This is a genomic window from Sphingobium sp. EP60837, assembly GCF_001658005.1.
Taxonomy (GTDB): Bacteria; Pseudomonadota; Alphaproteobacteria; order Sphingomonadales; family Sphingomonadaceae; genus Sphingobium; species Sphingobium tyrosinilyticum.
Window position 1 is genome coordinate 1,525,026 of sequence record NZ_CP015986.1, and the last position, 13,279, is coordinate 1,538,304.

13 protein-coding genes and 1 pseudogene are annotated in these 13,279 nt (G+C 61.8%); 8 read left to right on the forward strand and 6 right to left on the reverse strand.

Features of this window, described 5'->3' with window-relative positions:
- The first annotated feature begins 191 nt into the window (after positions 1-191).
- From EP837_RS07465 to EP837_RS07475, 3 genes are all read left to right on the forward strand, one after another.
- Positions 192-953 carry a LuxR C-terminal-related transcriptional regulator gene (locus tag EP837_RS07465; protein WP_066525985.1) on the forward strand — a complete coding sequence of 254 codons (762 nt, stop codon included), beginning with the start codon at positions 192-194 and terminating at the stop codon, positions 951-953.
- Between the two features lie 253 nt (positions 954-1,206).
- Complete coding sequence (locus EP837_RS07470) at positions 1,207-1,839, forward strand: DUF1326 domain-containing protein (RefSeq protein WP_066525988.1); 633 nt, start codon at positions 1,207-1,209, stop codon at positions 1,837-1,839.
- Positions 1,829-2,665, forward strand: coding sequence for a DUF2182 domain-containing protein (locus EP837_RS07475; protein ID WP_066525991.1), 837 nt, complete (start codon positions 1,829-1,831; stop codon positions 2,663-2,665). The genes EP837_RS07470 and EP837_RS07475 overlap by 11 nt, the downstream gene beginning before the upstream one ends.
- A gap of 73 nt (positions 2,666-2,738) precedes the next feature.
- On the opposite strand, the gene EP837_RS21855 is transcribed toward EP837_RS07475, so the two are convergent.
- Positions 2,739-2,861 (reverse strand): hypothetical protein, encoded by a 123-nt coding sequence (locus EP837_RS21855; protein WP_257784354.1) that lies wholly within the window; start codon positions 2,859-2,861, stop codon positions 2,739-2,741.
- A 49-nt stretch (positions 2,862-2,910) separates the two neighbouring features.
- Positions 2,911-3,300, reverse strand: a complete 390-nt coding sequence (locus EP837_RS07480; protein WP_066525994.1) for a hypothetical protein — start codon at positions 3,298-3,300, stop codon at positions 2,911-2,913.
- 997 nt (positions 3,301-4,297) lie between these two features.
- Between EP837_RS07480 and EP837_RS07485 the strand changes: the two genes are divergently transcribed.
- The 5 genes from EP837_RS07485 to EP837_RS22005 are packed head-to-tail and all read left to right on the forward strand — an operon-like array spanning position 4,298 to position 7,911.
- A complete protein-coding gene (locus EP837_RS07485) occupies positions 4,298-5,863 on the forward strand; it encodes an aldehyde dehydrogenase (NADP(+)) (protein ID WP_066525999.1) in 1,566 nt (521 codons plus the stop codon).
- A complete protein-coding gene (gene araD1 / locus EP837_RS07490) occupies positions 5,860-6,837 on the forward strand; it encodes an AraD1 family protein (protein ID WP_066526000.1) in 978 nt (325 codons plus the stop codon). Before EP837_RS07485 ends, araD1 begins: the two co-directional genes overlap by 4 nt.
- Positions 6,838-6,864: 27 nt before the next feature.
- A complete protein-coding gene (locus EP837_RS07495) occupies positions 6,865-7,629 on the forward strand; it encodes a FadR/GntR family transcriptional regulator (RefSeq protein ID WP_066526002.1) in 765 nt (254 codons plus the stop codon).
- Positions 7,630-7,671: 42 nt separating this feature from the next.
- Positions 7,672-7,812: a hypothetical protein gene (locus EP837_RS21240; RefSeq protein WP_197486243.1), complete on the forward strand. Its 141-nt coding sequence runs from the start codon at positions 7,672-7,674 to the stop codon at positions 7,810-7,812.
- A 9-nt stretch (positions 7,813-7,821) separates the two neighbouring features.
- The gene (locus tag EP837_RS22005; RefSeq protein ID WP_225870591.1) at positions 7,822-7,911 is read left to right on the forward strand and encodes an SDR family oxidoreductase; all 90 of its coding nucleotides are present in this window, start codon (positions 7,822-7,824) and stop codon (positions 7,909-7,911) included.
- On the opposite strand, the pseudogene EP837_RS21520 reads toward EP837_RS22005, so the two are convergent.
- From EP837_RS21520 to EP837_RS07510, 4 genes and pseudogenes are all read right to left on the reverse strand, one after another.
- Positions 7,906-8,016: pseudogene (locus EP837_RS21520) on the reverse strand (pyridoxamine 5'-phosphate oxidase family protein); the annotation flags it as partial. The gene EP837_RS22005 and the pseudogene EP837_RS21520 overlap by 6 nt on opposite strands.
- A 90-nt stretch (positions 8,017-8,106) precedes the next feature.
- Positions 8,107-9,465: a glycoside hydrolase family 3 C-terminal domain-containing protein gene (locus tag EP837_RS21245; RefSeq protein WP_225870592.1), complete on the reverse strand. Its 1,359-nt coding sequence runs from the start codon at positions 9,463-9,465 to the stop codon at positions 8,107-8,109.
- Positions 9,446-10,462: a glycoside hydrolase family 3 protein gene (locus EP837_RS21250; protein WP_197486245.1), complete on the reverse strand. Its 1,017-nt coding sequence runs from the start codon at positions 10,460-10,462 to the stop codon at positions 9,446-9,448. Before EP837_RS21250 ends, EP837_RS21245 begins: the two co-directional genes overlap by 20 nt.
- A 192-nt stretch (positions 10,463-10,654) precedes the next feature.
- Entirely contained in the window at positions 10,655-13,204 is a 2,550-nt protein-coding gene (locus EP837_RS07510) for a glycoside hydrolase family 2 TIM barrel-domain containing protein (protein WP_197486246.1), read from the reverse strand.
- Positions 13,205-13,279: the final 75 nt, after the last annotated feature.

Below are 13,279 nucleotides of genomic sequence, written 5' to 3' on the forward strand. Positions count from 1 at the left end.
ACTGTTAGCGGATATTGTCACTAACTCGAAATTTCCGCTCGCAGGTCAGGACTCTGACGGCACAAATGTGCTAGTCATAAGTTGTTGAAAGAAAAAGAAAGGGTCGCACTGCAGGCATTTAGTCACTGGTCTTTCATGCTTCGTTTGGGGCCTGCTAACGAACGTGAAAGGGATCATGAGGGGACTACCCAATGGCTTACCCAGTCAATGTGCGTCTGTTGTGCGGTAATGCAATCGTTCGAGAAGGTTTGAGCCGGATCCTTATGGATAGGGATTTCCGGGTCTGCCAATATCCAAATATTGCCACTGCGCTCCAAAAGGTGGAGGTCCCGGAAGAAGACACCGGGCCATCCTTGCTACTGATAGATAATGGCACTGAGGAGCTGGACGCGGACAGCGTTGAAGTCCTTCAGCGGCGATTCCCTTGCTCCTACCTGGTTGTCTTGTCCGACCGGTTTGACTTCCAGACTATGCTCAAGGCGTTCCGGCTGGGCGCGATGGGTTATATCATTAAGGAAATCAGCTGCGATCGCTTGGTTGCGACGCTGCAGCTGGTCGCGATGGGCGAACGGGTACTCCCGCCGCAACTCGCCGACGAATTGCAGTCACGGCCGACGTTGACGGATGCGCTGGAAATAGAACGTCCAGTGGATGCGGCCAGCCTGTCGGATCGCGAGCTTGAAATCCTGCGCTGGCTCATCATGGGATGCCCCAACAAGGTCATCTCCAAGCGGATGGACATCAGCGAGGCGACGGTGAAGGTTCATGTGAAGGCCGTGCTGCGTAAGCTGCGCGTCAAGAACCGGACCCAGGCCGCGATCTGGGCGGCGAACCATGGTATGCGCGGCCGTGTGTCGGAAATCGAACCGGCTATCCCGGTGGAGGTCACCATCCCCCATCCGGCTCAGCTTCCGCCGCTCGAAAGGCTCGCGGCCCCCCTCAGCCGCGTCTGATATCGCCCGCGGCCCATAAAGGGCCGCGGCGCTGCCCTCATGGTTAGAACTTACTTCAGATCGGCCGTCTCGGTTGAGGGGCGGCCGGCATCTCTGTGCCTGCCTGGCGCAGGGTTGCGGAGCTGGCCGACGCCACACTCTGGCACGGCCGCTCCGTAACCACATGGCGGCGAAAGATTGGGCGGCCTGTTGATCGGTTTGCAAAACTGCTATGCTTCCGCCGTCCAAGACTCACGGCAAAGGGAGAGGTCCCATGGCCACGCGCTGGACCATCAAGGGCAAGGAATTCGTGCACTGCAACTGTTCCTACGGTTGCCCGTGCCAGTTCAATGCATTGCCCACACATGGTCATTGTCAGGCTATCGCTGCAATAGATATCGAGCAGGGGCATCATGACGAAACTGATCTATCCGGGCTGCGCATTGGCCTGATCGTCGCTTGGCCAGGGCCGATCCATGAAGGCAATGGCCAGGCCGTGCCGATCGTCGATGAACGCGCCGATCTGCCTCAGCGCGAGGCGTTACTGCGCATCATGAGCGGCCTCGACACCGTGCCTGGCGCCACTTTCTTCCAAGTTTTCTCCACCACCTTCACCAAGGTGCATGAACCTGTCTTTGCCCCTATTGACCTGCGGGTCGATATAGACCGCCGATCCGCGCGGCTGGACATTCCAGGCTGGATCGACGCGCGTGGAGAACCGATCGTCAACCCGGTGACGGGGGAGGAGCATCGCGCGCGCATCAACCTGCCTCAGGGATTCGAATATGACGTCTGCGAAGTCGGCCGCGGCTGGGCGCGGACGCAGGGGCCGGTCGATGTGCAACTCAGCGATTCCCATGCCCAATTTGCGCAACTGCACCTGACCGAGAGCGGCGTTGTCCACTAGGCAGGCTTCCCCGCCCGGCCGGGCGGGGCTTGCCCTCAATCACCTGCTCTCCCGCCACAGCCTGATCGTCGGAGCCGCCTTGCTGGCGCTGGGGCTGATGGCCTGGGCATGGCTTCTGTCCCACCCCCATGCGCTCATGGCTGACATGCCTGCGATGCCGGGCAGGGACATGGCTGGAATGGAGATGGGCGGCATGACCATGAGTGCCGATCCCTGGTCCTTCGCCTATCTGGCCACGGCCTTCGCCATGTGGTCGGCCATGATGGTTGCGATGATGCTTCCCTCCGCCGCGCCGATGATCCTGCTCCATGCGCGGATCGACAGGTCCGACAGCGAGAGCATGCGGCTGCTGCACAGTCTTTTGTTCGTCGCTGCCTATGTCGCCCTGTGGACCGGATTCTCGGCCCTTGCCGCAGTCGCGCAGGCATTGCTGCTGCACAACGGCCTCTTGTCCGCCGCCACGCTTGCGCTCGACCAAAGAGGAGCTGCCTCGGCGCTTCTGCTGCTGGCAACCGCCTATGAGTTGACACCCGCCAAGCATCGTTGCCTCGAAAAATGCCAGTCGCCGCTCATCTTCATCCATCGCTATTGGAAGGCCGGCGCTGCGGGCGCATTCAGCCTCGGTATGCGGCATGGACTTTATTGCGTGGGCTGCTGCTGGGCCTTGATGCTGCTGCTGTTCGCAGGCGGCGTCATGAACCTTGCCTGGATCGCTCCGCTCACCATCCTGGCCGCCATTCAAAAGGTAGCGCCACCGCGCTGGCGGCTGCACCGCTGGACCGCGGCGCTGCTGCTCCTGCTCGCGGGCCTCCTCGCCATCCTGTGACGCTTAAGAACTGGCCGGTAGACGCCTGCCGCCTCCACCCCAGGTCTCGCGGGACTATGCCATCTGCACTCACTCACGCCAAAAACCGGATCGGCGAAAGCCGCACCGGATGAGGTTTGAGGGTCTTATCGTCAGGCGACGGGAGATCGGATAATGAAAGCAGATTGCTGATCGCTGCCAGCGTGATCCCGATCATGGGCTCATCCGATCTACGACCCGCCCGGACCTGGTGTACGCGTCGCTCATCACCGATCCGGAGAGCCATCTGATTGAGGTCTTGTCACGCCTGAACCGATCCCAGAGGCACCCCTTGGAGCCTCGTCCGGCGAAGCGGCGAGTTCTTCCAATTCCGTGTTGGAAAACAGCATCTGCCGATAGGCATCACGCGGCACCTGCCAAATCTCGATGTCGGATTCGTTGAAGATTACTTGTGTGGCATCCGGATCGATGGAGAAATTGAACCCGATTTCGTCCGGCTGCGGGAGCGGGTTGGCAATGCCTTCATGCTCGCTGCCTTCAATCCCAGATGAGCTTAAAGTGCTGGCCAATCTGCGTTCCACAAGCCATGCGAGAGCCAGTTCGGTCAATCCCGCGCCCGGTGCATAGAAAAGCGGTTCGCTAACGTCGGTGCGCATAGCTTCCCGCACGATGGCTGACGAGGCAGGGCTGGGGGTCCATGACGTGCGTGACCGCATTGCCGCGTCAGCACCGGCTATTGGCTTATGTTTTCCATTAAGGTTCATGACCGTGAGCAGTTCGCGCGCCCGCGCGGCGCCATCGCTTGAGTCACGCCCGCTACTGAAATTGGCCGGGAGGTGAGAGCTGATTATCAGCGGAATATTCACGGATGACAAAGGTTATGGTGCGCCAGCTGCAACAAGCCATCTGGATCGCCCGCGAAATCATTGTCTAGGATGACGGGTGCAACTTTGCGTCCCTCATCAGTCCTAGCAGAGAAGCATGGTACCGAAGCTAGCGGCGAGAGCGAAGACTGAGCCGACAAAGCCCTGCGATGCACTTCAACCACCTTCGTCTCCCCTGAAGTCTATGACGAATGCTGATGGCGAAAAAGTCGGAGGAGGCATAATATGGATTTTTAAAAGGGTATAGCTCTGCGCTATGCGTTGGCTAAATATATGAAGCAGCCCAATGCTTTATCTAAATGGCCAACCCACCGAACGCCCAGGAGGCACTTGTCATTTTGAGCTGCGGCCGGTCCGCTTTTGCATGCCATGCGCAAATTAGTGGCTTGATGTAGTTGTCCTTCGAATGGGTCGAAAGCCAACAGTCTTGATAGCAATCGACTTGGCTCGGACATGGAGGGTTTCGTAGATCAGCAGCGACCCTGCCGCAATGTGTGCGTCCGCCTTCGGCAAGATCTTCAGCAGATCGCACGGCGTTCAGCGAAATTGAAGGTGGAGTACCGCTCGGCCGGTTGACCTACCACTTGTATGAGTATATTTGCTTGTATGAGTAAATCAGCTCCTGAGCCTTCATGGTGAACGGAGCCGAACGACCGTGGCGATCTTCATGGCCATATTCGTCCAACATTGATGCCATTCTGCCGCTGACATCATTGCCAAGGGGCGGTGGCCCGCCTCGGAATTGCTGAAATAATCTGGAGATTCACTTTTGATCGATGGTAGCATCCTGATCGGCGGCGAAAGCCGTCAGCGCGAGCCAAGATTTCAGGGCTTCGATGCGGCAAGCGGCGTGGCACGCGCCCAAAGTTTTTCCAGCGCGGGGAAGGAGGATCTGGCCGACGCCTGCAGGCTGGCTGCAAACGCTGCGGAAAGCTTCGCCATGCTCAGTCCCGAAACTCGTGCCGGCTTTATGGAGGCGGTCGCGCAGGAGATCGAAGCGATTGGCGACGATCTGATCCTCAACGCCATGGGTGAGAGCGGCCTGCCGCGTGCGCGACTGGAAGGCGAGCGCGCGCGTACTATCAACCAGCTCCGCCTTTTCGCGTCCGAAGTTCGCGTGGGCCTGTGGCTCGACATAACGATCGATTCCGCGCTTCCTGATCGCGTCCCGCCACGGCCTGACCTGCGCCGTATGAATGTGCCGCTCGGCCCCGTCGCGGTTTTCGGCGCATCGAATTTCCCCCTCGCCTTTTCCGTTGCCGGCGGCGACACCGCCTCCGCCTTCGCGGCTGGGTGTCCAGTAGTCGTGAAGGGCCACCCTGCGCATCCGGCCACCGGGGAGCTTGTCGCGCGGGCTATCGTGCGAGCGGTTCTCGGGTGCGGCCTTCATCCCGGAACCTTCTCCTACTTGCCGGGCGCATCTCACGAACTGGGCAGTGCGCTTGTGGCTGATTCGCGCATCAAGGCGGTTGGTTTCACCGGCTCGCGTTCTGGCGGACTGGCGCTCGCGGCTATAGCGGCAAAGCGGCAGGAGCCCATTCCAGTCTACGCGGAAATGAGCTCCATCAACCCTGTCATACTCATGCCCCACGCCCTTAAGACGCGCGGCGAAGCTCTCGCTGCAGCCTTTGTGGGATCACTGACCCTCGGTGCGGGTCAGTTCTGCACAAATCCTGGAATCGTGATCGCTCTTGAAGGACCTGATCTCAACCGCTTCCTCGCCGCCGCGAAAGCCGCTGTCACATCCGCATCACCCCAAGTGATGCTGACGCCCGCTATTCGCACCGCCTATTCGAAAGGGGTCGCCGCATTGCGCGACAATCCTGGCGCCGATTTGCTGGCAGTCGGACCCGACGATGCAACTTGCGGCAGCGCCGCTTTGTTCGCCACCAGCGCCGAAGCTTTCGTCAGCGACGCCGCCCTGCGCGAGGAGGTGTTCGGCGCATCGTCGGTGGTGATCCGGTGCAAGGATGCCGATGCGATGGCGCAGGCGATCAAGGGGCTAGAAGGACAGCTGACAGCCACGATCCACCTCGACGCGGAAGATGAGGCAGCCGCTTTGCGCGTCCTGCCCCTCCTCCAGGCGAAGGCTGGTCGTGTGCTTGCCAATGGATGGCCGACCGGCGTCGAGGTAAGCTGGGCAATGGTCCATGGCGGTCCCTACCCTGCGACCACGGATGGGCGCACCACGTCCGTCGGCACCTTGGCGATGGCGCGCTTCCTGCGGCCGGTCTGCTATCAGGACATGGCTGACGCGCTGCTGCCGCCCCCGCTGCAAGAGGCCAATCCGTGGAAACTACCCCGTCGTCTCAATGGTGCGAAGGAGGCCGCATGATACGCTCGCTGATACAATTCACCGATGGCGCGGGGCGGGGGGTGGCCGCGCTCAATGCGGACGGCGAGACGCATCGGCTGGTCGCGGTCTCATCCATCCGCAGCCTGGCGCTTGATGCCATCGCGGCGGGCGTCACGCTGCTGGAACGCGCCAATGCCTGCCGCGGGAATCGGATTTCACTTGAAGGAGTGACCATCCTGCCACCGATTGATCATCCGGACCCAGCGCATCTGATGATAAGCGGCACGGGCCTGACGCATCTGGGGTCGGCCGAAGGGCGCGATAAGATGCACAAGGCCGCTGCGGCAGGACATGCCACCGACAGCATGCGCATGTTCCTGATGGGCGAAGAAGGCGGAAAGCCCGATCCCGATCAGGAAGGGGTGCAGCCGGAATGGTTCTACAAGGGTGACGGATCGATTCTCGTCTTGCCAGGCAATCCTTTCGCCATGCCGTCCTTTGCAGGTGACGGCGGGGAAGAGCCGGAGATTGCGGGCATTTACCTGAACGGTCCTGACGGTACGCCCTTCCGCCTCGGCTTCGCTCTGGGAAATGAATTTTCCGACCATGTGACGGAGAGGGTTAATTATCTGTGGCTTGCCCATAGTAAGCTTCGGCAGGCGGCACTGGGCCCGGAACTGCTGCTGGGCGAATTGCCCGCGGACATTCGTGGCTCCAGCCGCATACTGCGCGATGGCGCAACGCTGTGGGAGCGGCCGTTCCTGTCAGGCGAAGCGAACATGTCGCACAGCATCGCAAATCTCGAGCATCATCATTTTAAATATCAGCAATTCCGGCGGCCAGGCGATGTCCACGTGCATTTCTTCGGAACCGCCACACTCTCCTTCACCGACAAGGTAGAGACGCAGCCGGGAGATGTGTTCGAAGTCATGGCCGATTGCTTCACCTTGCCCGCCCGGAATCCGCTGATCCGTGCAGCGGACGAAGGCTTGGCAAGGGTGAGGGCGCTTTGACCGGTTCATTGCAGAGGGGCTGAGCGCATGAAATCGCGCGAGCATCATGAGCAAGACAGGAGTCTGCGGATTCATCAGTCCGTCGCGCGCCAATTGGGCATTGCCATCCTCTCAGGCGAATATCTGCCAGGTCATGTGCTAGGCGGAGAAATCGGAGCATCGGAAGCCTTGAGGGTCTCGCGCACCGCATATCGCGAAGGCATTCGGCTGCTCACAGCAAAGGGTCTGCTGGAGAGCCGTCCGAAGGCCGGCACGCATGTGACCCCGCGCTCGCGGTGGAACATGCTGGATCCTGACCTGTTGGCCTGGATGTTCCTGTCGGGACGGCCGGATCCACGCTTCGTGCGCGAGTTGTTCGAACTGCGCGGCCTCATCGAGCCTCCCGCTGCCGCCATGGCCGCCGCACGCCGCACGGACGATCATGTGCGGCAACTGCGCGCAGCGTTGGACATCATGCGTGAGGAAGGCCTTGCCACAGCAGAGGGCCGCGCGGCTGACCAGCGTTTCCACAGCACCATCCTCGAGGCGGCGGATAACGAATTGCTCGCATCACTGTCCAGTTCGGTAGGTTCGGCAGTCACCTGGACCACACGCTTCAAACAGGAACGCAGCATCGACCCCCGTCCATCCTTCGCCGATCACCTGGCCGTTTTCGACGGAATTGCGGCCGCTGATCCGGTACGCGCCCGCGCCGCTATGGAAGAACTGCTGCGGCTTGCGCTTGAAGATATGGGAATAACTGGCGAACCTGAAGCGGGTGCCGCCAACGCTTCGCCTAACCCCGGGGCTTGAACTGAAAGGCGTCCAGCGCACTCAAGAATGAAAGGAAGACGAATGATCGCCAACGAGTTTGGAGCCAGAGGTATCCGCGCCAACAGCATCGCGGCAGGCGGCGTGGCGGACGCACCCATGTCCGGCGGCGGGATGGCCATTCCTGCGATGCGCCAGCTCTACATGCGGGAGATCCCGCTTTAGCGGTCAGGCATGTCGGTGGACGTCGCCAATGCAGCGCTCTGGCTGGCAAGCGAGGAATTGAGCTTCGTGACAGGTCAGGTGATCCATGTCAGCCCATAGATCAGCGTCGTCGATGTCGAAGCGCAGAAGCGCGAGATTGGGATCGGTTTTCCCGCCGGGAAACCAGGCTTCGGCAGGTTTTGACCAAAGCTTGTCGATCATAGCAAAATGCAAAAATTTCGGACTCCAACTTGACGCGGCGGATATCCAATTTCGTGCAGCCAATAGGGCAGCGCTGCGCATTCAATCTGCGGGCTAAGCAACAGTTAATCTTGCGCTCTTGAGGTTCGCAGAACTGTTGCCTGCGAAGATTGTGAACTCACCCGGCTCCACGCGCCAATTCATTCCCTTGTCCCAGAAAGCAAACGCATCGGGGGTGAGATCAAAGCTGACGGTGCGCCGCTCCCCCTTGCGCAATGTCACGCGGCGGAAGGCCTTGAGCTCAAGTACGGGGCGGGGCACTGACGCCACCATGTCGCGAACATAGATCTGCACCACTTCGTCCCCGTCGCGACCGCCACTATTGGTCACGTCCACCTCGACCCGCACGGTCTCCATCTGGCCGATGCTCGATTTCGCCAAACGAGGCTCCGATATGTCGAAGCTGGTGTAGCTGAGGCCGAAGCCGAACGGGAACGCCGGGGTCCGCTTGCCCTCGATATAGGGCACTTTGTCCGCCGAAGGCTGGTGGTTATACCAGTCCGGCAGTTCACCGACGGATGCGGGAAAGGTGACGGGCAGCTTGCCGCCGGGGTTCACCCGTCCGAACAGTCCGTCCGCAATGGCCTGACCGCCCTGCTCGCCTGGATACCAGGCGACCATCAGCGCGCTCGCCCCTTTCGCCAGTTCGTCGACGATGAGCGGACGACCGTTGATGAGTATTCCGACGACCGGCTTGCCGCAGTCCAGCACCGCCTTCACCAGCGCATCCTGATCGCCGAAGAGGTTGAGCGTTCTGCGGTCACCCGGCAGCATAGGCACGACCGCCTCTCGCGTGGTCGCCTCGGTATCGCCGACGCACAGGATGACGATGTCGGACCGGCGGGCGAGCGCCACCGCCTCCGCGATGCGGCGCTGGTTGTCGGCGGCGGGGACAGGCCGGATGGGCACGGTTTCGGGCGCGCCGACGCCCGGCATGTTGATCCACACGCCGTCGGTCTGTTCGATCACGACGCTCTTGCCCGCGCCGGCGCGCAGCCCCTCGAGGATGCCGACTGCATGGGTGGGTTCGCCGGAATATCCGCCGCGCAGCGCCTCGCGCGAATTGGGACCGATCAGGGCGATGCGCGTCGCGCGCTTCGGGTCGAGCGGCAATATCCCGTCATTCTTGAGGAGGACGAGGCTTCGCTCGGCCAGCCGGCGCGCCAGCACCGGACCCGCCGGGTCGTTGAGCACCCGGGCGGCCCTGGCTGGATCAGCATAGGGATGCTCGAACAACCCTGCCTCGAACTTGAGGGTGAGGACGCGCGATACCGCCGCGTCGATGGTCGCCTCATCCACCTTGCCCTCGCGCAGCATCGCAGGAAGACGGGCATAGCTGGCGCCTTCCGGCAGGTCGACATCGACGTCGGACCGGATCGCCAGCACCGCCGCTTCACCAGTGTTCGCCGCCATCTTGTGCACGGTCGCGTTCCGACACGCCGTTATAGTCGCTGAAATAGGCCCCGCTGAAACCGAGCAGCCCCTGCCCCGTCCGCTGGAGAAGGTCCGCATTGCCATGCGCCGGGACGCCGGCAACCTCGTTATAGGACGGCATTACGATGGCGGCGTGGGCGTCGCGGACCGCGCGCTGAAAGGGCGGCAGATAGACTTGACGCAGCGTTCGCTCCGACATGTCGGATGGGCCGACGTTCAGGCCATTTTGCGGCGTGCCATGGACGAAATGCTTGAGCACGGCGAAGACGCGGTCCGGCGCGATCGGCCGGCTCGGCCCCTGAAGGCCGCGGACGGCGGCCGCGCCCATCTCCCCGACATGAAACGGGTCTTCCCCAAAAAACTCCTCGCTGCGACCCCAGCGCGGATCACGCAGCAGGTCGAGCACCGGACTAAGACCGACGGTGATGCCGCGGAGCCGCGCCTGCCGCCCAACGAGCGCAAAGCCCTGCTCCACCAGATCCGGGTCCCAGGTACTGCCCAGCCCCGTGGGCGTCGGCAACATGGTCGCGCCCTTGACCGCAAGGCCGTGGGCCGTCTCCTCGTGAAACAGCAACGGAATTCCGAGACGGGTCTGTTCCACCGCGAAGCGCTGCATGTCGTTGATGAGGGCGACGGCGTCGTCAGGGTTCCGGAAGCGCTCGGTGGCGAACTTGTTCGTGCCGGCCTTGTCGGAGGGGCGCCCGATCTGGCCGATGCCATTGGGAAGCGCGATCTTCGCCTTCTCGGCTGAGAATTTGCCCGTTGCGGGATCCAGCAGCTTGCCTTTGCCGAACCAGGCGCACTGGAGCTGCGCGACTTTCTCCTCCAGCGTCATGCGGGAGAGGAGGTCCTTGACGCGCCGATCGGTCGCAAGGCGGGGATTCTTATAATCCGGCTGGGATGCGGCCATAACCGGGGTTGCCATCAGGGCGCTGGCGGTCGCCGATCCCAGCAATGTTCGCCGCGAAACTTTCATGCAGGCCTCTCCATTCCAGATCGTTAATTCATACGCGCCCGTTCAAAGCTGATGAGGTTGTACCGTGGGGGGCCTCAGCTTCTCACAAGCAAAGAGTAGTTCGCGATAACTTGTATCGCGGGCGATGCTTCACTTGCGATGAAGTTGTGAATTATGGCCGCCACCTCGAGCAGAATCCATGCGACGGTATGGTTACGTGGATATCATGTCCAGCGACAGCATCGCGGGCTTCAAGCCTTCGCTTTCGATCCTGACCAGGGTTCGTCCCGCTTCGCCAGTGGGCCGCAGGATCAGCAGCGCGCGCCCATGCCAGCTTTTGGCGACAGGCTGCTGGAAACTGGCGACCCCGCGCGGATTGGCGTTGCCGAAGCCCACCAGTTCCGCCGGACCCTTGCACTGGCTGGTCAGGACATGGGCAGCGTCGGGCACCAGCCGCCCGGCCGCATCCACGACCTCCACCGTTACAAAGGCCAGGTCGTTGCGATCCGCACGCAGCTTCATGCGATCCGCTTTCAGTCGCAGCGCGTTGGGCGCGCCTACCGTTTCCAGCGCCCGTTCGCCGATCTTGCGACCGTTCCGGAAAGCGCGGGCGACAAGGCGTCCCGGCGCAAATGGCACATCGAATTGCGCGACCGATCCGTCGTTCTCGGTCAATGCCTTCTCTGCCACCCGCCTGCCGTTCAGCAGGAGTTCGACTCTGTCGCCGCGGGTGTAGATCGACACGTTCACCGGCCGCCCTTCCGCGCCGGGCCATGTCCAACTTTGCAGCTCATCGCGCCAGCCCCACGGCGTTATCTTTTCCCTGGCATCTGCTTGGAGCGGGCGCTGCACCGTCATTTCAACCGTGCTGAGGCCCCAGATCACGTCGCGCAGCAGTGACTGTGGCTTTTGCTGGCCGATAAGGTCGATGTCGCCGCAATTGGCGCCGAACCACGGATATTTGGCGCCGGAGAAATCGGGGGTGGACAATTCACCCCGTCCGATGCCTGCTTCGCCGAGATAGTCCATCGCGGTCCACACGAAGTCGCCGATCAGCCAGGGGTGGCGTTCGGTCCTCCGCCAGATCGCATCGATATCCTTGGGGAAGCTTTCCGTGCCGACGAACACCCGATGCGGGAAACGCGCATGGTCCGGTTCATAGCTTTTCGGCCTGTAATTATAGCCGGCGACATCGAGGAACTGGGTCCCGGCCTGATCGGGCTTGCCATCCGCCCGCACCACATCGGGTCCGTTCGGCGTGTTGATCGCCTGCGTGATCGGCCTTGTATTGTCCAGGCGGCGCAATTCTGTGGTCAGCATCCGGGCGGTCTTGACGCCTTCGGGCGATCCGGTTTCGGGGATCTCGTTGCCGATGCTCCACATGATGATGCTGGGGTGATTGCCGTCGCGCGCGACCGTCGCACGGAGGTCTTCCCGCCAATGATCCTTGAAATACAGCGCATAATCATCGGGGTTCTTGCCCACGTTCCAGCAATCGAAGGGCTCTGACATCACCAGCATGCCCAGCCGGTCGCACGCGTCAAGGAAAGCGGGGGATGGCGGATTGTGGGACGTACGCACCGCATTATAGCCGCGCGCCAGCATCAACTCGACCTTGCGCTCCTCTGCCCGGTCGATCGCGGCCGCGCCCAGATGGCCATTGTCATGATGGACACATCCGCCACGCAATTTGACCGCAACCCCGTTGATCCGTAGGCCATGCTCGGCATCGACCTCGACAGACCGGATGCCGAACGGCACTGCCAACTTGTCCATCTGCTGGCCGTTAATGTCCAGCCTGCATTCGGCGCTGTAAAGACTGGGATTTTCCGGCGACCACAGGGCAGGGCGGGGAAGCTCGATCGTCAGCTGGCTTTCGGCGGCTGCCGCCACTTCCTGCCGCGCGACGCTGCGGCCCCGCGCATCCTTGATCTCGACCTGCAACATCGCGCCGGGCGCCACGCCTTCGACACGCGCGCGGACCTGCATGGTGGCAGAGGACGCGGAAACTCGCGGCGTCGCAACCGCAATGCCCCAGAGCGCAAAGCGCAGGCTGCGCGTCACGTTCAACCTGACATGCCGGTGAATGCCCGATCCTGAATACCAGCGGCTGTTGTGGCCCAAATTGGCGACCCGCACCGCCAAGACATTATTACCCGACGGATCGAGGTGCGGCGTGAGGTCGAAGGAAAAGGGCGTGTAACCATGAATGTGCCGGCCCAGGCTGACACCATTCAGCCAGACCTCCGCATCCATATAAACGCCGTCGAACATCAATTCGACGCGCGCATCCTGTGGCAAGGCGGGCAGGCGCAGGCTCTTGCGATACCAGCCGACGCCACCGACGGTGAACCCCGTGTCGCGCGCGCCGCCCGACCGGCTCGTCGCGCCCATGAGGGCGCGTCCGCCGTCGAACGGCCCCACCGACTTGGGCACGCCCTTTGCGGATTCCCACAAGGGCGCTGTATCGAAAGGCAATATGGTCGAACTGACCTTTATGTCTGAGGAATCGAGGTCCTCGATGCTCCAATCATGGGGCAGATCGACTGTTCGCCACTTGGCGTCGTCGAAGGATTTGGACGCGTAGTCGCTGCCGTCGCCGCGATAAAAGCGCCAGCCGAGCGACAGCGGCTGATCACGTCGATCAGCCAATGCTGTCTCCGGAACTGCCGCGATCGCGCGCACCGGGGCCATCGCCCACAAGGTCATGGCACTGCCGATCTTGAGCGACGTCCGCCGCGAAAATGTCTTTTCCAGGACCAAAGCCTCTCTCCCGATCATCCAGGGTCTGCCACCTGTACTTATTGACCGGCGGCCGAATTAACTCCTACAATAACG